General features: G+C 68.0%; 26 protein-coding genes. 18 read left to right on the top strand and 8 right to left on the bottom strand.

Annotated features, from left to right (window positions below):
- Positions 1–46 precede the first annotated feature (46 nt).
- The gene (gene gcvA, locus MYA_RS25835) at positions 47–982 is read right to left on the bottom strand and encodes a transcriptional regulator GcvA (RefSeq protein WP_014725791.1); all 936 of its coding nucleotides are present in this window, start codon (positions 980–982) and stop codon (positions 47–49) included.
- 138 nt (positions 983–1120) lie between these two features.
- Between gcvA and MYA_RS25830 the strand changes: the two genes are divergently transcribed.
- Both MYA_RS25830 and MYA_RS25825 read left to right on the top strand, forming a co-directional pair.
- A complete protein-coding gene (locus tag MYA_RS25830) occupies positions 1121–2341 on the top strand; it encodes an MFS transporter (protein WP_014725790.1) in 1221 nt (406 codons plus the stop codon).
- Positions 2338–3234: an oxidoreductase gene (locus tag MYA_RS25825; RefSeq protein WP_014725789.1), complete on the top strand. Its 897-nt coding sequence runs from the start codon at positions 2338–2340 to the stop codon at positions 3232–3234. The genes MYA_RS25830 and MYA_RS25825 overlap by 4 nt, the downstream gene beginning before the upstream one ends.
- Before the next feature lie 275 nt (positions 3235–3509).
- On the opposite strand, the gene MYA_RS32660 is transcribed toward MYA_RS25825, so the two are convergent.
- Together MYA_RS32660 and MYA_RS25820 are read right to left on the bottom strand one after the other, a co-directional pair.
- A complete protein-coding gene (locus MYA_RS32660; protein ID WP_366918699.1) occupies positions 3510–3614 on the bottom strand; it encodes a helix-turn-helix domain-containing protein in 105 nt (34 codons plus the stop codon).
- 28 nt (positions 3615–3642) lie between these two features.
- Positions 3643–4125, bottom strand: a complete 483-nt coding sequence (locus MYA_RS25820; protein WP_041494363.1) for a hypothetical protein — start codon at positions 4123–4125, stop codon at positions 3643–3645.
- 28 nt (positions 4126–4153) lie between these two features.
- On the opposite strand from MYA_RS25820, the gene MYA_RS25815 reads away from it, so the two are divergent.
- Complete coding sequence (locus MYA_RS25815; protein ID WP_014725788.1) at positions 4154–4630, top strand: cupin domain-containing protein; 477 nt, start codon at positions 4154–4156, stop codon at positions 4628–4630.
- 352 nt (positions 4631–4982) lie between these two features.
- On the opposite strand, the gene MYA_RS25810 is transcribed toward MYA_RS25815, so the two are convergent.
- Entirely contained in the window at positions 4983–5315 is a 333-nt protein-coding gene (locus MYA_RS25810; RefSeq protein WP_063900338.1) for a response regulator transcription factor, read from the bottom strand.
- A gap of 173 nt (positions 5316–5488) precedes the next feature.
- Positions 5489–5776 (bottom strand): DUF3331 domain-containing protein, encoded by a 288-nt coding sequence (locus tag MYA_RS32320; protein ID WP_050991268.1) that lies wholly within the window; start codon positions 5774–5776, stop codon positions 5489–5491.
- 532 nt (positions 5777–6308) lie between these two features.
- Between MYA_RS32320 and MYA_RS25800 the strand changes: the two genes are divergently transcribed.
- Positions 6309–7559 (top strand): sensor histidine kinase, encoded by a 1251-nt coding sequence (locus MYA_RS25800; protein ID WP_050991252.1) that lies wholly within the window; start codon positions 6309–6311, stop codon positions 7557–7559.
- A gap of 198 nt (positions 7560–7757) precedes the next feature.
- On the opposite strand, the gene MYA_RS25795 is transcribed toward MYA_RS25800, so the two are convergent.
- Positions 7758–8399, bottom strand: coding sequence for a response regulator transcription factor (locus MYA_RS25795; RefSeq protein ID WP_014725784.1), 642 nt, complete (start codon positions 8397–8399; stop codon positions 7758–7760).
- Between the two features lie 545 nt (positions 8400–8944).
- A complete protein-coding gene (locus MYA_RS25785; protein ID WP_014725782.1) occupies positions 8945–9898 on the bottom strand; it encodes a GlxA family transcriptional regulator in 954 nt (317 codons plus the stop codon).
- Between the two features lie 393 nt (positions 9899–10291).
- On the opposite strand from MYA_RS25785, the gene MYA_RS25780 reads away from it, so the two are divergent.
- Complete coding sequence (locus tag MYA_RS25780; RefSeq protein ID WP_014725781.1) at positions 10292–10951, top strand: carbonic anhydrase; 660 nt, start codon at positions 10292–10294, stop codon at positions 10949–10951.
- Positions 10952–11092: 141 nt separating this feature from the next.
- Here the strand turns inward: MYA_RS25780 and MYA_RS25775 are convergent, their stop codons facing one another.
- Positions 11093–11662, bottom strand: coding sequence for a lipocalin family protein (locus tag MYA_RS25775; protein WP_014725780.1), 570 nt, complete (start codon positions 11660–11662; stop codon positions 11093–11095).
- 242 nt (positions 11663–11904) lie between these two features.
- Here MYA_RS25775 and MYA_RS25770 point away from each other — a divergent pair, with 242 nt between their 5' ends.
- The 13 genes from MYA_RS25770 to MYA_RS25715 all read left to right on the top strand — a co-directional run bounded on the left by MYA_RS25770 (position 11905) and on the right by MYA_RS25715 (position 23207).
- Entirely contained in the window at positions 11905–12516 is a 612-nt protein-coding gene (locus MYA_RS25770; protein WP_014725779.1) for a sigma-70 family RNA polymerase sigma factor, read from the top strand.
- A complete protein-coding gene (locus tag MYA_RS25765; protein ID WP_014725778.1) occupies positions 12513–13244 on the top strand; it encodes an anti-sigma factor in 732 nt (243 codons plus the stop codon). The genes MYA_RS25770 and MYA_RS25765 overlap by 4 nt, the downstream gene beginning before the upstream one ends.
- 155 nt (positions 13245–13399) lie before the next feature.
- Positions 13400–14230, top strand: a complete 831-nt coding sequence (locus MYA_RS25760; RefSeq protein WP_014725777.1) for a DUF1295 domain-containing protein — start codon at positions 13400–13402, stop codon at positions 14228–14230.
- On the top strand, positions 14230–15330 hold the full coding sequence (locus MYA_RS25755; RefSeq protein WP_014725776.1) for an SAM-dependent methyltransferase: 1101 nt from the start codon (positions 14230–14232) through the stop codon (positions 15328–15330). The genes MYA_RS25760 and MYA_RS25755 overlap by 1 nt, the downstream gene beginning before the upstream one ends.
- An 8-nt stretch (positions 15331–15338) precedes the next feature.
- Positions 15339–15947 (top strand): lipocalin family protein, encoded by a 609-nt coding sequence (locus MYA_RS25750; RefSeq protein WP_014725775.1) that lies wholly within the window; start codon positions 15339–15341, stop codon positions 15945–15947.
- A gap of 92 nt (positions 15948–16039) precedes the next feature.
- Positions 16040–17350 carry an NAD(P)/FAD-dependent oxidoreductase gene (locus MYA_RS25745; protein WP_014725774.1) on the top strand — a complete coding sequence of 437 codons (1311 nt, stop codon included), beginning with the start codon at positions 16040–16042 and terminating at the stop codon, positions 17348–17350.
- Positions 17347–18201 carry a DUF1365 domain-containing protein gene (locus tag MYA_RS25740; RefSeq protein WP_014725773.1) on the top strand — a complete coding sequence of 285 codons (855 nt, stop codon included), beginning with the start codon at positions 17347–17349 and terminating at the stop codon, positions 18199–18201. The genes MYA_RS25745 and MYA_RS25740 overlap by 4 nt, the downstream gene beginning before the upstream one ends.
- Positions 18198–19415 carry an SAM-dependent methyltransferase gene (locus MYA_RS25735; protein ID WP_014725772.1) on the top strand — a complete coding sequence of 406 codons (1218 nt, stop codon included), beginning with the start codon at positions 18198–18200 and terminating at the stop codon, positions 19413–19415. The genes MYA_RS25740 and MYA_RS25735 overlap by 4 nt, the downstream gene beginning before the upstream one ends.
- A gap of 1 nt (position 19416) precedes the next feature.
- The gene (locus tag MYA_RS25730; protein ID WP_014725771.1) at positions 19417–19953 is read left to right on the top strand and encodes a chalcone isomerase family protein; all 537 of its coding nucleotides are present in this window, start codon (positions 19417–19419) and stop codon (positions 19951–19953) included.
- Positions 19954–20047: 94 nt separating this feature from the next.
- Entirely contained in the window at positions 20048–20218 is a 171-nt protein-coding gene (locus tag MYA_RS30430) for a DUF2256 domain-containing protein (RefSeq protein ID WP_081054166.1), read from the top strand.
- 542 nt (positions 20219–20760) lie between these two features.
- On the top strand, positions 20761–21561 hold the full coding sequence (locus MYA_RS25725) for a hypothetical protein (protein ID WP_014725770.1): 801 nt from the start codon (positions 20761–20763) through the stop codon (positions 21559–21561).
- Positions 21562–21654: 93 nt separating this feature from the next.
- A complete protein-coding gene (folE, locus tag MYA_RS25720; protein ID WP_011880035.1) occupies positions 21655–22386 on the top strand; it encodes a GTP cyclohydrolase I in 732 nt (243 codons plus the stop codon).
- Between the two features lie 113 nt (positions 22387–22499).
- Positions 22500–23207: a sigma-70 family RNA polymerase sigma factor gene (locus MYA_RS25715; RefSeq protein ID WP_014725769.1), complete on the top strand. Its 708-nt coding sequence runs from the start codon at positions 22500–22502 to the stop codon at positions 23205–23207.
- Positions 23208–23257: the final 50 nt, after the last annotated feature.

Below are 23257 nucleotides of genomic sequence, written 5' to 3'. Positions count from 1 at the left end.
TCAGACCGAGGCGCTCGACCACATACACTGCCGTTGCGCCACGCGCTCACGCGCCGCCGTCGCGGCCCGCCATGTGCTCGATCCATTGCTCGAACGCGGCTACCGCCGGATCCGCGCCGCGATCGGCATTCGTCACCAGCATGTAGTCGTCGGCGCGCCATACCGGCGCTGCCAGCGGACACACGAGGCGCCCCTCGGCGAGATCGCGACTGATCAGCGGCAGCGACGCCAGCGCCACGCCGAGCCCCTCGACGGCCGCGCAGAGCTGAAGATTCACGTGATCGAATTCGACGTGGCGCGCCGCCCGCAGATCGGCAGCGCCGGCCGCCTTCAACCAGTGCGACCACGCGGAGCGCGTGGTGGCCGAATGCAGCAGCGTGTGATGACGCAGGTCGGTCGCGCTCTGGATCGGATGCTGACGCAACAATGCGGGATTGCACGCCGGCACGCGCAAGTCGGCCATCAACGATCGCGACACCACGCTCGCGCCTTCCTCGGCACCGGACCGGACGCCGATATCGAACGCGTCGGCGACATAGCGCAGCTTGCGCGACGTCGTCGACACCCGCACGTCGATGTCGGGGTAACGCGCATGGAAATCGGCGAGCCGTGGCAGCAGCCAGCAAAACGCGAAGCTCATCGGCACGTTCACCCGCACGACGCCTGATATCCGCTGCGTCGACGCGTGCTGGCGCAGCCGCACCGCCGCGGTCCCGAGGCGCTCGAACGCACTGCTGACGTCGCCGAGCAACGCGGCGCCGTCGTCGGTCAGCACGACGCCGCGCGGGCGACGGTCGAACAACGGGCGGCCGAACCAGTCTTCCAGCAAGCGGATCTGCTTTCCTACGGCCCAGTGGGTGACGTGCAGTTCGACCGCGGCGCCCGCGAAGCTGCCGTGCCGCGCGACCGCGTCGAACGCGCGCAGCGCATTGAGCGGCGGCAACTCGTCCCGGTACTTCGCAATTTCTCCGATTCCGCTCATGGCGTGACTTTTTCTCTCTAGTGACGCAATTTTAGCTCAATTGAAATGCCCTCGAGCTCGGTCATAGAATTCGCATGGCGAGGCTGAAATCGACACCACGAGCGGCTCCCACCTCCCTCGCGTACGGAGAGAACCACGATGCGCTTGCCGGATTTTTCCCCTCCGATGGCTGTGGACGCTGCGCAATCGCGGCCGCGCGTGCTGTGGCTATCGTGCATTGCGCACGCATTGCACGACGGCTATACGGACATGATTTACGCCTTGCTGCCGGTGTGGCAGGCCGAGTTCGGGCTCGACTTCGCCGCGCTCGCGATCGTGCGCGGCGTCTATGCCGGCACGATGGCGACGCTGCAATTGCCTGCAGGGCGTCTTGCTGAACGCTTCGGCAGTCACGCCACGCTCGCCGTCGGCACGCTGCTCGCCGCGCTTGGCTATGCGCTAGCGGGGATGTCGGGCGGGCTGCTCGGTTTGTCCGCGGCGTTGGCGCTTTCGGGCGTCGGGTCGAGCACGCAGCACCCGATCGCATCGGCGGCCGTGTCGCGCAGCTATGGGCGCGACGCGAGAGGCCCGCTCGGTATCTACAACTTTTCGGGCGATCTGGGGAAATCCGCGCTGCCGGCGGCCATTTCGCTGTTCGCGACGATGATGCCGTGGCGTCACGCGCTCTGGATCGTCGCCGGATTGGGCTGCGTACTCGCCGCGGTCATCGCGTCGTCGTTTCCCGCGGTGCCGTCGGCGTCTCGCGACGTGACGGCCGGCGCCGCGGCGCCGGCTCGCCGCGACGGCGCGGTGGGAAGCGGATTCCGGGCCCTGTTCTCGATCGGCGTGCTCGATACGGCCGTACGCATGGGCTTGCTCACGTTTCTGCCGTTCCTGCTCAACGCAAAGGGCGTGTCGCCGCCACTCGTCGGCACGGCGCTCGCGCTGGTGTTCATCGGCGGGGCGGCCGGCAAATTCATGTGCGGCTGGCTCGGCGCGCGCACCGGCGTGGTCGCCACGGTGCTGCTCACGGAGGGCGGGACGGCCGCGTGCATCGTCGCGGTGATGTATCTGCCGTTGACGCTTACCATGGTGCTGCTGCCGATCCTCGGCATGATGCTCAACGGCACATCGTCGGTGCTGTACGGAACCGTTCCGGAGATGTCGTCGCCCGACCGCACCGAGCGCGCGTTCGCGATCTTCTACACGGGGACGATTGCATCGGGCGCACTTTCGCCGGTGCTCTACGGCTTCCTCGGCGACGCGATCGGCGTGCGCGCCGCGACCTATGCCACCGCATTGACCGCGCTGGCGATTTTTCCGTTCGCCGTCGCACTGCGTCCGCATCTGGCGCATGACCAATCAGGAGGAACACGATGACCAAGCGTGACCATCCAACCATCGCCGTCGTGGGCCCGGGCGCAATCGGAACCACCATCGCCGCCGCGCTTCACGAAGCCGGCCGCACGCCGGCGATCTGCGGCCGCTCGGCGCACGCGCAACTGAAATTGCGCTTCGATGGCGGCGAGATCGTCGTGCCGGGGCCCGTCATCGCCGATCCGCATGCGATCCGCGCACGGTTCGATCTCGTGTTCGTCGCGGTGAAGTCGACCCAGGTGGCGAGCGCCGCACCATGGCTCGCCGCGCTCAGCGATGCGAACTCCGTCGTCTGCGTGTTGCAGAACGGCGTCGAGCAGCAAGCCGCCTTCGCCCCGTACGCGGCGGGCGCGACGGTCGTGCCGTCGGTGGTCTGGTTTCCTGCGCAACGCGAGTCGGGCGCGTCGGTGTGGCTGCGCGCCGCGCCGCGTCTCACCGTGCCCGATACGCCGGCGAGCAGCGTGGTGGTGTCGGCCTTGCGCGGCACGCGCTGCTCGGTCGAGGTCGCCGAGGATTTCATCTCGCTCGCGTGGCGCAAGCTGTTGCAGAACGCGGTCGCGGGGCTCATGGTGCTGACCGGCCGTCGCGCCGGAATGTACGCGCGAAGCGACATCGCCGATCTGTCGCTCGCTTATCTGCGCGAATGTCTGGTGGTCGCCCGCGCGGAAGGGGCGAAGCTGGGCGACGACGTGCCGCAGGAAATCGTCGATGCATTTCGGCGCTATCCGCCCGATCTGGGCACGTCCATTCTCGCCGACCGGCAGCACGGTCACCCGCTCGAATGGGATTGCCGGAACGGCGTCGTGCAGCGATTCGGTCGATCTCACGGCATTCCGACGCCGATCAGCGATCTGGTCGTACCGCTGCTTGCCGCCGCCAGCGATGGGCCGGGCTAGGCTCAGGGAACCGGCACGCGAGGCGAGTCGAGCCGACTTCGTTGCGTCGCCGACGATCGGCACGCTGGCGGCATGCGAGCGAATCGAGTTGCACCGTTCGGCAAACGCAGTGACGCATATCGCGAACTTCTTGACCGGATTCGCTGCGGACAGGCGCGCGTTCTCTGCATCGACGGTGGCCGCGATCTGCTCCCCGTCGTATCGCCTCCGAAGCACGCGGCTGCGCTGAATTTCCGCGTTCGCGATCCCGGCCTCGACGCACTGCCAATGCGGCGCTACCGCCACCGCTGCGGGGGCCGCCCGGTCCACGCGCGAAACGCGCGCGAACAATGCGCGGGATCGCTGTAGCCGAGTTCATACGCGATCTCGGTCACGCGCATCCCGGTTGCGAGCATCGCGTGCGCCCGTTCACAGGAAACCGCCTGACGGATCCTGACGAATCCTCCGGAAATCGCGCCCGTGCATCGCCAACTGCCGTTGCAGGATTCGGCTCGATATGCCGAGCCGTTTCGCTACCCAGTCGACGCGAGCCTGCTGGTCCAACAACGTGCTGGTACGGACCAATTCGGTCACGGTACCGACGAAGTCGTCCTCGTCCGGCAGCGACGGCGGAATGTGCAGCGGGCCGGTTGTGCGCATCGGATTCGGCGCGTCGAGCAGTTCATCGGCATGGCGAGCTTCGCCACCGCGCCGCGCATGCTCGACCAGGGCCAACTGGTCCCGCAGCGGAATCAGATGGTCCGGATCGTCGATCAATCGCGGCGGCAAGCCGGCCCGCGCGAACAGACGCTCGACCGATGCGCCGCATTGCACCACGGCCTCGACCAGCGGCCCCATCGACCGCGCGCGCGTCAGGCCTACGGCCGACATCGCGCGGATCCGGTGAACCATCGCATCGGCACGTGGCACGAAATGGCAAGTGTGGGTGCGATCCGGCGCATATCTTGATGGGACGTTTCCGCCCCACCCCAAGGAAACGGACACGATCCATTCAGGAGACAGACGCATGACCGTTAGCAATTTCGACGCCAGCGCAATCGCTTGGCAGCCCTTCGGCGAATTCCCGCACTTCGCGTTCTTCATCATGAACGTCGACATGGAGCAGCGAATCGCCGATGTGATCTTCAGGTTCGATGCGGGCAGGCAGATCGTTTCGCATCGCCATACATCGCTGAACCATACGTTTGTCGTGCAGGGCGAGCACCGCATCTACGAACACGACGGCAGCCTGCGGGAAGCACGTCCGGCCGGCAGCTACACGATCACGCCGGCGGCCGAGACGCCGCATCGCGAGGGCGGTGGCGATGAGGGCGCCATCGCACTGTTCAGCATGCGCCCGCAGCCCGGTGAACTGCTGTATGAAATCCTGAGCGATGACGGCACGCCGATCGCGTAGATCTCGCTCGAGCTTCTGCACGGCATGTTCGAAGCGCAGCAGGCGGCGCGCGTGTGACGGTGCGCCACCGATCACGTGTTGCGTAAAGTGACAGCCGCTCGTGGCAGTGTGTCGCCGTGGAGCATGGCGGACACGACGCGAGCGGCGCGTCGGGCGGCGCTCGATATGGCAGCGCGCGCCGCCTCGTCGGCGCCGTACGATCGCGATGGTATGGCCCACATCCGGTTCGCACGCTGCACGGCAACACGGCCGGAGCGTCCCGGCGAATGGATCGCGACCACGGGGGAAGCGGCGCAACCCGCGGCTCCGTCAGAGCACATGCACGCAGTGAAGGTGTCCCGCTGCCGCCCTGTCAGCAACCCGCGAGCGCCCACATCAGCCGCTGCACCAGTTCCCCCGGATCGAACGGCTTCTCCAGGACGCACAATGCGCCGAGACGTTGCGCGTCGCCCAGCCGCCGCGCGCTCAGGTGCGCGGTCACGAAGATGAACGGCACGTCGCAGCAGCGCGCGCGCAGGCACGCGAGCAGTTCGATGCCCGACATACCGGGCATCTGGATATCGCATACGATGCAGTGCAACGGCCCGCCGCTTCCGTGCGCGAGAAACGCTTCGGCCGACGCGTACAACATCACGCGCGCGCCCATCGAGCGCACGAGCGATTCCAGCGACTGCCTTACCGCCATTTCATCGTCGATGATGCAAACCGTCTTGTCGTGCACAGCATGTCTCGCGTGACGCCACGCTCGCCGGCCGGGCCGGGAACGCAACCGGATTTCGGGCAACGTATCGTCGGCGCGCTGCCGCGACGGTCATGCCCAGGTGGAAGTGTGCGATACCGGCCGCGGTCCCTCGTGCGTCACTGGTCGTCCACCATGCACGAAGTGCCCGGCGCGACGGCTGCCGCGTGGATCATTCTGTCCCAGTTGCACGGCACGGTACGGCCGCGCCCCTGCGGGCGATACACACGATCGCCGCAATGGATCGGCACACCGGTCAGCACGCAGCGCGACGCCATCCGCGCGGTCACGCAGCGCCATACCTGTTCGCCGAAATGCCCGAATCTCGGATCGCTCCAGCGCACACTGACCGACGTCGCCGACAGAATCTCGACGATCCTGATCTTGACGGCCGCAGGCGCGGTCATGTCGGCCACGTCGGCCGCAGCGTCGGCGGTCGCCCCGCGCCGCGTCCGCCGACCTGCCGCGTCGGCCACGCCCTCGCACGCGCCTGCGCCTCTCGACGGATCGAGCAAGCGCATCAGTGCACGTTCGAACACATCGTCGTATGCAAACGTTGGCTGCGTCATATCTTCCGTTCCCCTCGCATCGACCGCGCATGCAGCGCCCGCCATCGGTGCGTTGCGCCGAAGAAACCGCGAAGCTCCCGCCTCGGCGATTCCCCGCTTCGCGGCACCACGCCCTTCACTCACGTTGAAGGCGAGTCTAGTGGAACGATTTCGTCTGAACCATCAGCCGGTGGTGGATTCCATCTCATACCAAGGTTTGGGTTGTCGATCCGTCGCCCGCGGCACGCGCTGCAACGCGCAACGATCTCCCTTATAGTTGCACTTGCATCGAACGCACATGCAACGCATCGTTCGCCGGCCCGATGCGTCACGTCCGTCCATCCGGTTTTTCGCGCGCAACGCGAGCCCTCAGCGCAAGCACCTGGTCCTAATGCCCACGTCCGCAACCCTCACGATCGAGCCGCCAGGCGGCTCACCTCCGGCGGAAAGCGAGTTCTTTCTGTCGGCGCCGATACCGATCCTGATCGAAGACTGGTCGCACGTTTATTGGGCGGTGCAGGCGCTGCGGCGGTCGGGCATCGTCGATCTCGACCGCTATTTCGACGAGCATCCGCACGCCGTCGCGGAGCTGCGCGCGCAGCACACGCTGGTAGCCGTCAACGACGCGGTGGTGAGCCTGTTCGAAGCGGAGTCGAGAGCGCATTTCCTCGAGCATGCGCAGATCCTGTTGCCGCCCGATCGATTGAGCAACCGCGCGGTGCTGCGCGCCATCTACGACGCTCGCCCGGCGTGCCAGGGCGAGCGCACGCTGCTGACCTTCAAGGGCCGCAGCGTGCCGATCGTGTGGCGCTGCTCGCTGCCGAAGCACGAGGACGGCTACCGGCGCCTGCATTTCTACGCGTTCGACGTGACCGAACAGAAGGAGCACAGCGACCGGCTCGACGCGTTGCGCGCGGAAGCCGCGCGTGCCGCGCGCGTGTCGCTGTTCGGCGAGATGTCGGCGTCGATCCTGCACGAGGTGAGCCAGCCGCTGTCGGCCGTCGGTTCATCGGCCGAAGCCGCGTTGCGCTGGCTCGCTCGCGACGAGCCCGACATCGGCGAAGCGACGGCCGCCATCGCCCGCGCCGCGCGCTGGGCGCGCGACGCGACCGAGATATGCCGCAAGATTCGCGGCTTCATCGCCAAGGCGCCGGTCCAGTTCGTCGAGTTCGCGGCGTCGGACGCCGTGCATGCCGCGCTGTTTCTGGTCTCGCCCGAAGCCAGCGCAAAGGACGTCCGCATCGAACGTTCGATCGATCCGGACGCGCGCGTATTCGCCGATCCGGTGCTGATCCAGCAGGTGCTCGCGAATCTGCTGCTCAATGGTATCCAGGCGATCGATATCGGTTCGTCGCGCGAGCGCGTGCTCAGCGTGTCGGTCACTGCGAATGCGGAAGAAGTCGTGTTCGACGTTTGCGATACCGGCCCCGGCGTCGAACAGGCAACGATCGACCAGCTTTTCGAGCCGTTCTTCACGAGCAAGTGCGACGGCATGGGAATGGGCCTCACCGTCGCACGCTCGATCGTCGACGCGCACCACGGCAGGATATGGGCACACGGCGAACCGGGCGCGGGCTGCCGCTTCTCGTTCGCGCTACCGGCGCGCCGTCCGGCTGACGCCGCCGACGCCGCCGACGCGTGAAGAACGCCGTAGCGCCGGACGCAGTTTTGCTGAACGCTTGCCCTCGTCGCCGCGGGGCGGCTTAACGCGCGGTTCGCCCAAGCGCCGGATCAACACGACGGCCGCCCCCCATAGACGGTCACCGACAGGTTCGAGCCCGGCACCTCGATCGGCAAGACGAACTGAAACCACACCGAACGGGCGTCATCGCCGCGCCGCCTAACCCGCCACCGGCGCATGCACGCCGATGGCTTCCGACTTGCGCACGAGGTCGGCGAGCGACGACGCATTCATCTTGCGCATCACCGACGCGCGATGCTGCTTGACGGTGATCAGACTCAATCCGAGCTGCGAAGCGATCTGCTTGTTCAACGCCCCGCTGACCACGTGCGCGAGCACCTCGCGCTCGCGCCGCGTGAGCTGCTCGAACAACTGCTGCAGCCGCCGGCGCGTGCTGTCGTTCGTACGCCGAGCCGTATCGAGCGACAGCGCGAGGTTCACGGCGTCGATCAGCTCCTGGTCGGTGAACGGCTTCACCAGAAAATCGACGGCGCCGCCCTTCAGCGCCTTGCGACACACCTCGACGTCGGCGAAGCCGCTGATGACGACGATCGGCACCGGCGGCCGATCATGCGCCTGCTGGAACACCAGCCCGCTCTCGCCGCGCAGCCGGACGTCGAGCAGCAGACAACTCGACGCGTCCGCCCATTGCGTCGCGCGCAATTCGGCCGTGCTCGCAAACGTCGCGACGCGCATGCCCATCGAGCGCAACAGCGTATCGAGCGACGCGCGCACCGCGGCATCGTCGTCGACGATGTACACGACCGGCGTCGAACCGTCTTGCGTCGCTACCTCTGCCATATCCTGCGTCTCAACGGTCCATTCAGTCATGGTTCAGTGCCGCGAATGCGGGCCGCGACGCATCTCGCGCCGGCGTGTCCGACGGCGCTTGCGTCACCGGTGCTCGATGCTTGCCGCGGGCAATTGCGTGCGGTGCGCGGCGGACGAGCGCGTTCGCGCGCGTACCCGGCACGCGCCCGACCGACCGCGTCCCTTCGCCGCCGAACCAGCGGCCGGCCGTCGTGCTGCGAGCGTCGCGTCGCATCGAGGTGGTCGGGCCGCCGTCGCCGGATCGGCGAGCACCAGCATCGCCCCCCCCATGCGCGAACGCAGCCGAGCGCGGCACTGAAATCGGGTGCGGAAAGTTTGTCCAACTGGCGGAAACGATGTCGACGGGTTGACGCGAGATCAGCTGGATGCGCCCCATCGGCTGCGAGGCCCCGGCCGGCGACATCCCGGAACCGATGCCATCCGGACAGCGCTCATTTTATTTATCAACGATGCGCGCGGAGGGACACAGTTCCCTCGTTTCGCGCCATGCTGGGGGCGACATCCGCCGGCACGCGTCAGTCGGGATCCACGGGCTCGGCCGTGGCCGGCCGCCGCAGCGCCTGCGGCGGCTGTCCGAACGCGCGCACGAAGGAGCGCCTCATGCGCTCCGGATCCGCGTATCCGGTTTCGCGCGCGATCGTGTCGATGGTCCATGACGAACTCGTCAGGAAATCGCGCGCCGTTTCGAGCCTGATGCGATCGACCGCCTTGGCCGGCGTCAGGCCCGTTTCGTCCTTGAAGCGACGCGTGAACTGGCGCTTGCTCATTCGCGCCACGTCGGCGAGCTTCTCTACGGTCAGCTCGGTGCCGAGATGCTGCCGGATGTAGGTGATGACGTCGTGGATCCGGTTGCTGCGCGCCGGATGCTCGAGCAGCACCGACGTCTGCGGCTGCGCGCCCGAGCGCCGCCACCGTTCGATCACGAGATCCTTCGCGACCTCCAGCGCGGCATCCGCGCCGAGATCCTCCTCGAGCATCGCGAGCGCCATGTCGATGGCCGTGCTCATCCCGGCCGAACTCCAGATCCTGCCGTCACGCACGAAGATGCAGTCCTTCTCGACGCTCACCGCCGGAAAGCGCTCCCTGAACTGGTCGACGTACGCCCAGTGCGTCGTGGCGCGGCGCCCGTCGAGCAGGCCGGCGTCGGCCAGCAGAAATGCGCCGAGGCAGATCGAGGCCATCCGCTCGACTTTGCCGGAGAGATCGAGCAGCAACTGGCGCATGCCGTCGGTCAGCGGCGGCTTCGACAACGACGCCCCGACGAATACGGTGTGCAGCTCCGCCGCGTGAGCCGGCCGGGTCGACGCGCACATGCCGAACGACGCCTCCACCGGGCCGCCATCCTCCGAGATGACGCTGACCTCGTACAGCGAGCGCCCGGCCCGCAGATTGGCGATGTCGAACACGGATAACGCTAGCAAGCTCATCACCTGGAACTGCGGGACGAGGACGAGCCCAATGCGACGCATACTGACCTCATGTGAATCGGCACCGCCGGCCGACCCGGCATGACCGCGACAAACAGGAAAAAGCCGGCAGGCAGCGGCGCTCGCTGCCTGCCCGCTGGCACGCCGGCGATGCTACAAGATTTTTCCGGCGCGGGAGAATGGCCATACGGCGAGCCAGGAAAACGGCGCCGAGTGCCGATCGGCATGCTTCGCGCGGCTCTCTCGTTTTCGGTGCGACCCCAAAAATCCAGCGGAATCATCGCCACGGCATCTGCGCGCGATCGTTCTGCCCCCACACGAAGGCTCGCGAAGGCGCGATACCACACCGGCTCGATATCGGGATAATATTGCGCGCCGCGCAGGGGCACGTGCCGCTTCTGCGCCGGCATCCGAACTTGAAGCCTTGGAGCAAGCATGCAAGACATCATCGACGGTTTTCTGCGTTTTCAGCGCGACATCTTTCCGCAACGCGAGGCGCTGTTCAAGCAACTCGCCACGTCACAGAGCCCCAAAGCGCTGTTCGTCACGTGCTCCGACAGCCGCGTCGTCCCCGAGCTGCTCACGCAGCGCGAACCCGGCGAACTGTTCGTCATCCGCAATGCCGGCAACATCGTGCCGTCGTACGGCCCCGAGCCGGGCGGCGTGTCGGCCACCGTCGAATACGCGGTCGCCGTCCTCGGCGTGCGCGACATCGTGATCTGCGGCCACTCCGATTGCGGCGCGATGGGCGCGATTTCGCGCTGCACGTGCCTCGATCATCTGCCGGCCGTCGCGAACTGGCTGCGCCATGCCGATGCCGCGAAGGTCATCAATGCCGCCCATGAATACGACACGCCGCGCGCCAAGCTCGACGGGCTGGTCCGCGAAAACGTGATCGCGCAGCTCGCGAACCTGCGCACCCACCCGTCGGTCGCACTCGCGCTCGAGCAAGGCCGCATGAACCTGCACGGCTGGGTCTACGACATCGAGAGCGGCGGCATCGACGCGCTCGACGGCGCGACGCGGCGCTTCGTCCCGCTTGCGGAATCGCCGTCGGTGGTCGCCGTGAACGCGCGCGATCGCGGGCAGGTTTAGTCGCTTACCGGCTTGCGCCGGCAGTGGCCCGGCGCGAGCCGGGTCGCAGGCCGGTCGGCACGCGCCCGCCATGCGCTTCGATCGGCCGCGTGCATGCAGCTTGCGTGTGTCGCCTCCCTGAGCCGACCTCGCGCGGCCGCCCTAATGCGCGGTGCGGCGCAACATCTTCGTGTCGTAACCGAGCGTGCGGACGCGTTCGATCAGCGCCGCGGCCTCGTCGGCAGAAGGCTTCGCGCTGCGTGTGAGGATCCACAGGAACCGGCCCGACGGCTCGCCGACGATCGACCATGCATAGTCGTCGGCGTGATCGAGCACCCAGTAATCGCCGAAGAAGAACGGCCCGAAGAACGACACCTTCAGTTTCGCGTCGCCGCTGCCGGCGACGATTCTCGCCCGCCCTTCGGAACTCCGCACCGGCCCGTTCGGGCCGCCTTCGCGGCAGCTGTTGCGCACGCCGATGAGGCCGTCCTCCCGCTTCGCATAGTCGGCCGTCACGCCGTCGCATCCCCGTTCGAAGCGGTTTTCGTAGCGTGCGAATTCGTACCATCGGCCGACGTAGCGATCGAGATCGACGGGCCTGGCCGGTTGCGGCACCTGCGCATTGCCGCTCGGCCCGCCGGCCAGGCCGGCGCATCCGGCGAGCAACAGTGCTGCGCCGGCGACGATCATGCACACCGCACGCGCGGGCCTACGGACGATACTTTGCTTCATTGACTAGCTCTCCAGGCACGATGTCCGGCCATTTTGCACCCGACCGGCGGGATGCTGCAGCATCCCGCGAATGACGGCTGCATCTGCACGCGCGCGACGCTCGTATCTGACTGAAGATCCTGCGACGCGCGCCGGCCTGCACGACAGGCGGCGTGTCGACCGCGATCGCTCAACCGGTACGTCCGACAGTGCTATATTTCGCTCCACATTCAAGCCATGGCTCTGCGCGCCATTTTCTCCGCATGAACGACAGGCCGAAGGATGCCGGGCGCGTCGCTCCGTCGGCGTCTGCGCGCGACGGCGACGCGGACGCCGCGCGCCGCGAACACCTGAATCGCGTGATGTCGCAGGCGGCGCTCGGCGATCAGGCCGCTTTCGCCGAGCTTTACCGGCTGAGCGCGGCGCACGTGTTCGGCGTCATCGTGCGGATGGTGCACGATCACGGGGAAGCCGAGGATCTCCTTCAGGAGGTCTACACCACCGCGTGGCGGCGCATCGATGCGTTCGACCCGGCGCGCGGCGGCGCGATGACATGGCTCGTCACGCTCGCGCGCAACCGGACGATCGACCGGTTGCGGCAGCATCGCGACGCGCAGCTCGACGACGAACACTGGCTGACGCTCCCCGACGACGCTCCGACGCCGGCCGCGCTCGCGGAGGCGAGTCAGCAGCGCCAACGCCTCGAGCGCTGCCTCGAGCGGCTCGATCCGCATCACGGCCGCGCGGTGCGCGAAGCCTTCTTCAGCGGTGCGACCTACAGTGAGCTGGCCGCGCAATTGCGCGTGCCGCTCGGAACCATGAAAAGCTGGATCCGGCGCAGCCTGATGCAGCTAAAGGTGTGTCTGGAGCAATGAATACGCCGCCCGATCACGATCCCGAACTGCGCTGCGCGGAATACGCCCTCGGCGTGCTCGACGCCGACGCACGCCGCGAGCTGGAGCAGTCCGCCGCACGCGATCCGATGTTGCGCGCCACGCTCGAGCGCTGGCAGCGCCGTCTCGCGCCGCTCGCCGAAGACGTCGCGCCGGTCGCGCCGCCCGCGCGCGTCTGGACGAAAATCCAGCACGAACTCGACTTCGCCGCTGCGCCGCCCGCTCACGGCGACGCACGATCAAGCGGATGGTGGAACAGCCTGCAACTGTGGCGCTGGGTCGGCATCGGCGCGAGCGCCGCGGCGCTCGGGCTGCTCGCGGTCAACGTGCTCCGCGTCGGCGAGGCGCCGCAGCGCGCCGCCGTCGGCACGCCCTACATGGCCGCCACGCTCGCGCGGCAGGACGGCGTGGCCGACTGGACGGCCACGGTCGACCTGCGGCGCGCGACGATGGTCGTCGTGCCGGCGAACACGCCGGCGATCGCCGCCGATCGCTCGACCGAACTGTGGCTGATTCCGCCGAATGCGAAGCCGATTTCGCTCGGCGTCTTCGCGCCGAACGCGCCGGCGTCGATGACGCTGCCCGATGCGATCGTCGCGCAACTCGGCGCGCGCGCGGTCCTCGCCGTGTCGCTCGAGCCGCGCGGCGGCTCGCCGACCGGTCAACCGACCGGGCCCGTGCTCGCCACCGGGCCGATGCACGCCGCATAACGCGCACCACATGACGCACGCCGCGCAACCGCGCGGCGCGCGACTACGTCTCACCCAACCCTTCCCGACACCGCCGAACCGCGCTGCATCCTGCCTGCTGCATCCGTTCGGCCCACGGCTCCGTATATCGAAGACATTGCGTCCTCGGAGCCCGTATGCCCGCCGTCGCCGTTGCCCTGCTCGCTTTCATCGGTCTGTTCCTGTCGTTCACGGCGGTATGGATCGAACAATTGCATTCCCGCAACGCCGCAATGATCGACCCCGTCTGGGCCGCGACGCTCGGCGGCGTAGCCGTGTTCGTCGCCGCGCTCGGCACCGGCCTCGCCGCGAATCGCGCACTCGTCGCGATCGGCGGCGGCGTCTGGGGCCTGCGACTCGCGCGGCATCTGTGGCGGCGCAATCGCGGGCAGCCGGAAGATCCGCGCTATCGCCGGTTCCGCGAGCAATGGGGCGACGCCGCGCCGCGCAACATGTTCTGGCTGTTCCAGCTGCAAGCGCTGATCTCGATGTTGCTGTCGGTCGCGTTCTTCGTCCCCGCCTATAGCGCGGAAGCGCCGTCGGGCGTGGCGCTTGCCGCCGCGGTCGCGATCTGGATCGCCGCCGTGGCCGGCGAGACGGCCGCCGACCGGCAGCTCGCGCGCTTCCTCGCCGATCCCGGCCACCGCGGCCAGGTCTGTCGTGTCGGCTGGTGGCGCTATTCGCGGCACCCCAACTACTTTTTCGAGTGCGTGCACTGGCTCGCGTACACGGCGCTGGCGATCGCGATGCCGTGGGGCTGGCTGACGCTGCTGCCGCCGCTGCTGATGGCCGTGCTGCTGCTCAAGATGTCCGGCTTGCCGCTGCTCGAAGCACGTCTCGTGCAAACCCGGCCGGGCTACCGCGACTACATGCGCACGACCAGCGCGCTCGTGCCGTGGCCGCCCAGGCCGATGCGCGGCACTTCCGCCGCGCCAACCGATCACCCCGAAGACCGGAGCTCACGCTGATGACCGCTACCACCTCGCAACCGTCGCCGGCCACGCTGCCGGCCCCCGACGACTCCTGGCTGATCCGCTGTTGCGAGCGCGGCTGGCTGCCGGACCCGCTGATCCGCGCCGGAATGCGCTCGCTGATGCGCGACCGCCTGCGCGCCGAACATGCTTACGACGGCGAAGGGCGCGCGGCGGCCCATGACGCGCTGGTGCGCGAACTGAGCGCGAGCCCGATCGCGATCGACACGCAAGCAGCGAACACGCAGCACTACGAGGTGCCCGGCGCGTTCTTCGAGGCGCATCTCGGCCCGCGGCTCAAGTATTCGTGCGGCTATTACCCGCGCGGCACCGAAACGCTCCCGCAGGCCGAGGACGCGATGCTCGAGTTGTACGCGGAGCGCGCCCAGCTCGCGGACGGCCAGCGCATTCTCGACCTCGGCTGCGGCTGGGGCTCGCTGTCGCTGTGGCTCGCCGAACGCTATCCGCACGCGCAGATCGTCGGCCTGTCGAACTCGCACGGCCAACGGCTGTTCATCGAGCAATGCGCGGCGCGGCGCGGGTTGACCAATCTGCGCATCGTGACCGGCAACGTGGTCGACTTCGATTTCGACGCCGACGACGCCGGCTTCGACCGCGTGCTGTCGATCGAGATGTTCGAGCACATGAAGAACTACGGGCAACTGCTCGCGAAGATCGCACGCTGGATGCGCGACGACGGCAAGCTGTTCGTGCACATCTTCGCGCACAAGCTGCTCGCCTATCACTTCGCGGTGCGCGACGACACCGACTGGATGTCGCGCCATTTCTTCACCGGCGGCACGATGCCGTCGGCCGATCTGCTGCTGCGGTTCCAGGACGACGTGCGCATCGCCCGCCAATGGTGGCTCGACGGCACGCACTACGCGCGCACGGCGAACCAGTGGCTCGCGTCGCTCGACGCGGCGCGCGACCGGATCATGCCGATTTTCGACACCGTCTATGGCGCCGACGCGCGCATCTGGTTCCAGCGCTGGCGCATGTTCTACATGGCCGTCGCCGAGCTGTTCGGCTATGCCGGCGGGCAGGAATGGGGCGTCGCCCATTATCTGTTCGACAAGCGCCGGGGGCGCGCGTGAGGCCCGTCATGTCGCACGGCGCGGTGCGCCGCGTGGCCGTCGCGATGGCGATGGCTCTCGCGCTCGGCACCGCCGGCTGCTCCGACGCTCCGCCGAATCCGAATCCGCGCGCCGGCGTTCCGCTGTCGACCGTTCCCGTCGACCTGCCACGCTATATGGGCCGCTGGTACGTGATCGCGAACATTCCGTATTTCGCGGAGCGCGATTTCGTCGGCAGCCGGGCCGAATGGCGGCTGCGCGACGACGGCCGGATCGACGACGCGTTCGTCGGCCGCAAAGGCGGCTTCGATCGACCCGAGACGCGCTACCGGTTCGTCGATTCGGTCAAGCCCGGCAGCGACGGCGGCGAATGGCGCGTGCGGCTGTTCTGGCCGGTGTACGTCACGCAGCTGACGCTGTATGTCGACGCCGACTATCGCCATACGATCCTCGGCTACCCGGGCAAGACGCTCGGCTGGATCTTCTCGCGCGAGCCGACCATGGACGACGCCACCTATCGGTCGCTGCTCGCGCGGCTCGACGCGATGGGCTACGACACGTCGCGCTTCAGGCGCGTGCCGCAAACGCCCGACCAGCTCGGCCAACCCGGCTTCGCGTCGCCCGGCCGGCGCGATTGACGGCTTGACGTGCATCCGCACGCGCGCGCGCCACGTATATCCGGACATGTCATTTCCGATTCCGCTGTTGTGACTGACGGAGACCCTTCGCGATGCACCCGCAATACATCGGCTCGCTGCCGCGCGGACGACGAATCGCCGTCGTCGGCGCCGGCATCGCGGGCCTCGCAAGCGCCTATCTGCTGGCCCGCCGTCACCGCGTGACGCTGTTCGAATCCGCCGACTATCTGGGCGGCCACACGCATACGGTCGACGTCGAACTGGACGGAGCGCGCCACCCCGTCGACACGGGGTTCCTCGTATTCAACGACCGCACTTATCCGAACCTGATCGCGCTGTTCGACGAACTCGGCGTGGCGGCCCATGCGACCGACATGTCGTTCTCGGTGTCGGTCGACGGCGGCCGGCTCGAATGGGCCGGCAGCAATCTCAACACGGTGTTCGCGCAACGCCGCAACCTGTTTTCGCCGACGTTTCTCGGCATGCTGCGCGACATCCTGCGCTTCAACGCGGCCGCGCGCGATCATCTCGACGCGGCGCACCGCCAGCGTCTGTCGGTCGGCGAACTGCTCACCGCCGGCCGCTACGGCGCGCCGTTCCAGCATCACTATCTGCTGCCGATGGCGGCGGCGATCTGGTCGAGCGCGGCCAACGACATCCTGCGTTTTCCGGCGGCGACGTTCCTGCGCTTCTGCCTGAATCACGCGCTGCTGCAGGTCAACAACCGCCCGCCGTGGCGCACAGTCGCCGGCGGCGCGCGGCAGTACGTCGAGCGCATCGCCGCGACGCTCGACGACGTGCGCGTCAGCACGCCGGTGCGCGCGATCCGGCGCGACGACGGCTACGTCACGGTCGCCACCGACGCGGCCGGTCACGAGCGCTTCGATGCGGTCGTGCTCGCCTGCCACGCGCCGACGAGCCTGCGGCTGCTCGCCGACCCGAGCAACGCCGAGCGCGACGTGCTGGGCGCCGTGCGCTATCAGCACAACGTCGCGGTGCTGCATACCGATACGGCGCTGCTGCCGCGCCGCAAGCGCGTGTGGTCGGCCTGGAACTACCTGAGCGGCCGCTCCGCGCCGGGCGGCGGCGACGCAGCGCCGGTGTGCGTCAGCTATCTGCTGAACCAGTTGCAGCCGCTGCCGTTCCGTTCGCCGGTGGTCGTCACGCTGAATCCGGTCGACGAGCCCGCGCCCGGCACGCAGCTGGGGCGCTACGACTACGAGCATCCGCTGCTCGATCTCGCGGCCGTCGACGCGCAGCAACGTCTGCCCGCGCTGCAGGGACGGCGCAACACGTGGTTCGCGGGCGCGTGGACGGGCTACGGGTTTCATGAGGACGGGCTGAAATCGGCGTTGCGCGTCGCCGCCGACTTCGGCATCGCGCCGGTCTGGGCGCGCCCATGAACGCGCCGTTCGCCCGCGACGGCCATGCCGCGCGGCTTCTGGTCGGCCACGTGATGCACGAACGGTTGCGGCCGGTGCACCATGCGTTCACGTATCCGATCTTCCAGGTCTGCTGCGACGTCGAACGGCTCGACGAGATCGACGGCCGCTGGTTCGGCGTCGACCGCTGGCGCCCGCTCGCGCTCGCATCGCGCGACTACGGCCCGCGCGACGGGCGGCCGCTCGGGCCATGGATGCGCGATCTGCTCGCGCGGGCCGGCATTCCGGCCGACGGCCCGATCTGGCTGCAGACGATCCCGCGCATCTTCGGATACGCGTTCAACCCGGTCAGCTTCTGGTACTGCTACGACCGCGCGGGCCGGCTGCGCGCGCTCTACGCGGACGTGCGCAACACCTTCGGCGCGTACCACGGCTATCTGCTGACGGCGCTGCATCACGCGCCGATCGACGCCGGCACCGCCCTCGTCTGCCGAAAGACGTTTCACGTCTCGCCGTTTTGCGAGGTGGTCGGCAGTTATGCGTTTCGCGTGCGGCAGCGCGGCGACCGCCTGAGCGTCGCGATCGACTATCGCGACGACGACGGCCTGCTGCTGCGCACGGCGCTCGGCATGCGCGCCGAACCGCTGACCGCCGCCCGCGCGTGGCGCGCGCTGGCTCGCCAGCCGCTGAACGCGGTGAACGTCGTCATCCGCATCCATTGGCAGGCGCTGCGGCTGTGGCTCGCGCGCGTGCCGTTCTACGGCAAGACGCCGCCGGGCCATTCGGCCGGCGCCGATTCGTCCCTGTCCCGCTCGCCGGACGCGTCGTCGCGCGGCCGTCCGGCGACGTCCGATCACGAGGCCCGCCCATGACCCTGCTGCGTCTGCTCTCTGCCGCCTCGCAAGCGGCGCTGCCGCTGTCGGCCCGGTTGTTCATCGCGCTGATGCGACGCATCCACGACGGCCATCTCACGCTCGTGACGCCCGAAGGCGCACAACACGTGTTCGGCGATCCGCACCGCCAGCCGGCCGCGACGCTGCAGATCCGCGACTGGCGCGCCTGCCGCGCGATCCTGCGCGCCGGCGACATCGGCTTTGCCGACGCGTATCGCGCCGGCTGGGTCGACACGCCCGATCCGGTCGCGCTGCTGCGCGTCGCGATCCGCAATCAGCCGGTGATCGCCAAGACCGTGACGGGCGGCCCCTTCGCACGCGCGTGGTACGCGCTGCGCCATCGGCTGCGCGCGAATACGCGCGCGGGCAGCCGCCGCAACATCCACGCGCATTACGACCTCGGCAACGACTTCTACCGGTTGTGGCTCGACGACACGTGGACCTATTCGAGCGCATGCTTCGACGGCGACGACCGCCGCCCGCTCGCCGACGCACAAGCGGCGAAGTATCAGCGCATCGTCGCGACGCTCGGCCTGCGCGCCGGCATGCGCGTGCTCGAGATCGGCTGCGGCTGGGGCGGCTTCGCCGTACACGCGGCGCGTCAGGGCATCCGCGTGCACGGCGTGACGATCTCGCAGCAGCAATATTCGCTGGCTCGCGAACGCGTCGCGCGCGAGGGGCTGGCCGATCTCGTCACGATCGAATTGCGCGACTATCGCGACGTCGACGGCCAATACGATGCGGCGGTGTCGATCGAAATGTTCGAGGCCGTCGGCGAAAAGTTCTGGCCCGTGTACTTCGACACGCTCGTGCGGCGTCTGAAGCCCGGTGCACGCGCGTTGATCCAATCGATCACGATCGCCGAGTCGCAATTCGAGGCGTACCGCGCGTCGAGCGACTTCATCCGCGAATTCATCTTTCCCGGCGGGATGTTGCCGAGCGCCGAGCGCTTCGTCGACGCAGCGCGCCGCGCCGGACTCGCCGCCGCACCGGTGCACGCGTTCGGCGACGACTACGCGCGCACGCTGCGCACGTGGCGGCACACGTTCGATGCACACGCCGATCTGGTGCGCGCGCAAGGATTCGACGAGACCTTCATTCGCACGTGGCGGCTGTACCTCGCCTATTGCGAAGCGGGATTTGCCGAACGGCGGACCGACGTGATGCATTTCGTCGTGTCGGCGGGCCGCTGACATGACGCGCCGGTTCGCGGCCCTCGCGGCCGTTGCGGCGTGGGCGGCGTTCGCGATGCCGGGCGCCGCCGATGCAAATTGCGTCGACGATGTCGCGTCGGCGCGGCTGATCGGCTCGGGCCGCTTCTGCGTGTTCGCGATCTGTCTGTACGACGCGCAGCTGTGGGCGCGTCGCGCGCCCGGCGCGTTCGACACGCCGTTCGCGTTGTCGCTGGCCTATCGCCACGACGTGAAGGGCGAGCGGCTCGTAGCGACCGGCATGGATGAAATCGAGCGCCTCGCGGCAGCGCCGCTGCCCGCCGCGACGCGCGACGCCTGGCGACGCGACATCGCCCGCGCGTTCACCGACGTGTCGCGCGGCGACGTGCTCTGCGGCGTGTATCTGCCCGAGCGCGGCGCACGCTTCTATACGAACGGTCGCCTCACCGCGGAAGTGGCCGATCCGGCGTTCGCGCGCGCGTTCTTCGAGATCTGGCTCGATCCGCGCACACGCGCGACGTCGTTGCGCCGCCAGTTGCTCGGCGACGATGCACGCTGATTCGGCCGGCAGTCGCGGCCGGCCGAATACCGCACGCGGCCGCGTTGCCGCGTGATCGAACTTCGTCGGGATCGCTTTCAACGCGTCGTTCGCCATGGTCGACAAGACTCACTTGCCTCGAAAAACGTGTGCCGCCTGTGGGTTGCCTTTCAGCTGGAGAAAGAAGTGGAAGGCAGTGTGGGAGGACGTCCGATATTGCTCGGATCGCTGCCGGCAAAATCGGCGACCGCCCGCGAGGAGGAAGTCGCTCGGTTTGCGCGATTGAGGTCGCGCTGGCTCGTCGCGCATAGCGCCGGGCCAATCAGGGGTGAACCTCGTCGCGCGGTTGAGCGCTGTTGGCCCATGCGCGCCGTGCGTTCTCCGCGGTTGATGCAAGTCGAAAGAGCTGCACGCCGGCTGTCCCTGTCAGTGTCCGGTCGAGATGGGCCAGCAGTTGGAGGGCGAGCGCATCACTGCGGCTGGATGAATCGAATTTGAGCCATTGACTCATCTATCTGAGTCATATCCTGAGTCAGACGCCCAACACACCCCATCCCATTGGCTCGCATCCGTATGAATCTGATCGTTTGGCGCAAATTCATCACGATTAGCGACTCATAATTCCGTTTCAATAGACACGAAATTGAAGCAGATTCAGCTCGATAGGCCATATCACACGCATAATTCCACACGGATACCCCACACCGCAGAGGCAATGACACACTAAATTCGCATTTTCACAACTATTGACTCGCTTTTCTGCTTCACATTCCCGAAAATTTGCATACAATCGAGCCGTGACGCAGGTATCGACCCAAGGGAGGCTCCGTGCCAACACGCAACGACCACATCAAGCTGAGCCGTCTCGCCATCCGTGCGGCCGCGGGCCGGATGCGTGCGGCCGCCGCCACCGCGCGCGCGCGCTCGCACCGTCCCGCCGCGAACGCCGACGAACCTGCTTCGCGCCAGCGGCTCGCGGCGCTGACGCGCGGGGAACGCCGTCGTCGCCCGCAGCCACAGGCGAACGACCGATGCGCGCGCGCCGAAGCGACGTTCGTCCGCACTGACGAAACGACGCTCGCCGAAGCCGACCTCGGTACGCCCGCCTATCCGACGCTGCTGGTGATGGGCGACCTGTTCGCCGCCGACATGCCGGTCGCGCCGGCCGCGCCGCCCGGATTGCGCATAAGCGAGCGCGCCGAGTCGGTGTTCCAGGCGCTGCGGCAACCGGAGCTTTTCGTCGATGCATTCGTCGCGCACGTCACGTGGCTGCACAGCGACGTTGCGCAGCTCCTCGTGTCGCTGGCGCACGGGCGTCGCGTCCGTGCAGCCTCGGTCGTCTACGAATACGGCAGCGTGCGCGCCGTCGAGCTGCTGCGTGTCGCCGGCTTCGATCTGTTCCGTGCGGCCGACGGTCAGGTCGACCGTCAGTTCGTGCTGGCGAAACTGAAACGCGCGGTCGCCGCCACGTTCGCGCCGGAACGAACCGACAGCGAACCGGAGTTGCCGCGCATGCGGCATCGCGACGACACGACGCCTGCCGCGCGACACCGCACATCGCACGCCCGCCGCCGTCGCGAGCGCGCGGGCCGGCCCGCTCGGCAGGCACGCGCGCGCGTTCGCACCTGAGCCACGCGCGGCCGATACCTCTTCGCGCACGCACGGCATCGCACCGGATCACGATCTGCCGCACCACCATTCAACCTCGAGAAACGAACCGAAATGGGAAATGTAATCGACGCGCCCGAGCACACGTTGACCGCGATCGACGAGGGCATTCCTCTGTCGCAACTGATTCGTCGTCGGCTCGAGCATGCGGGCGCGCGCTTTCATGCGAACGACAACATCGCCGCGCACCTGCGCGACGGCGAGCTCGACGCGCTGCAGAGCGAAGTCGCACAGCGGATGGAAGCGGTGCTGCGCTCGCTCGTCATCGACGTCGATCACGACCACAACACGCGCGACACCGCGCGGCGCGTCGCGAAGATGTTCGTCCGCGAAGTGTTTGCCGGCCGTTACGAGGCACCGCCGCCCGTCACCGAGTTCCCCAACGTCGAGCGGCTGGACGAACTGCTGATCGTCGGCCCGCTGCGCGTGCGCAGCGCGTGCTCGCATCATCTCTGCCCGATCATGGGGCGGATATGGATCGGCGTGCTGCCGAGCGCCACGTCGAATCTGATCGGCTTGTCGAAGTATGGCCGGCTCGTGAACTGGGTCATGGCGCGCCCGCAGATTCAGGAGGAGGCGGTCAAGCAGATCGCCGACCTGCTCGAACGGCGCATCGCGCCCGACGGGCTTGCCGTCGTGCTCGAAGCCGACCACTTCTGCATGCACTGGCGCGGTACCAAGGACGACCAAGCGAAGATGACCAACAGCGTGATGCGCGGCAAGTTCCTCGCGGACGCGTCGCTTCGCCGCGAGTTCCTTGCCCTTCTGTCCGGCAAGGACGCGTAGGCCGGCACGGAGCCACGCGCAATGAATCCACCGGCCTGGTGTTCACTCATGATCGGCGTCCGCTCGCACCGCGACGCGCAAAAGCAGGAAGCTCACAGCATGCGGAGTTGCAGATGAACTGTTCGCACGAGTCACTCCGCCCGTCGTCGGCGCACGGGCGCGCGAAGCCGCTCCATTCGGCCAGACAGCAACGCCGCGGCGCCGCTCATCCCCGATCGCATGCGGCAGGCGCCGACGCGTTCGCCGACGACACGGCGCAGCGCGAGCCGGACGAGCAAGCCGTCTGGCACGCGGCGCTCGACAGCCTGCTGTGTCGCGTCGCCGCCGGCGACGAGCAGGCGTTCGCGCAGCTGTACCGATTGACGTCGGCACGGCTGTACGGCCTGATCGTGCGGATGATACGTGACCGCCATGAAGCGGAAGATCTGCTTCAGGAGGTGTTCACGACGGCATGGCGGCGCGCCGGTGCGTTCGACGCCGAACGCGGCACCGCGATGACATGGCTGCTGACGCTCGCCCGCAATCGAACCATCGATCGGCTCCGGCAGCACCGTGACGCGCCGCTCGACGAAGAACAGGCGCTGCTGATACCGGACGAAGGCCCGACGCCCGACGCGGGCGCTCAGGCAAGCCAGGAACGCCAGCGCCTGGAGCGCGGGCTCGCCCATCTCGGCGAGCGACAAGCCTACGTGCTGCGTGAAGCGTTTCACGGCGGCGCGTCGTATGCCGAGCTGGCCGAACGCATGCAGGTTCCGCTCGGCACGATGAAGAGCTGGATTCGCCGCAGCCTGCTGCGGCTCAGGATTTACCTCGAGCAATGAGCCAGCCCGGTCGCAGAAGTTCGACGTCGAGTGCCGATGCCCATGCGGCA

It is taken from the genome of Burkholderia sp. KJ006, from assembly GCF_000262695.1.
GTDB classification, from domain to species: Bacteria; Pseudomonadota; Gammaproteobacteria; order Burkholderiales; family Burkholderiaceae; genus Burkholderia; species Burkholderia vietnamiensis.
This window is presented reverse-complemented; position numbering and strand designations above follow the sequence as displayed.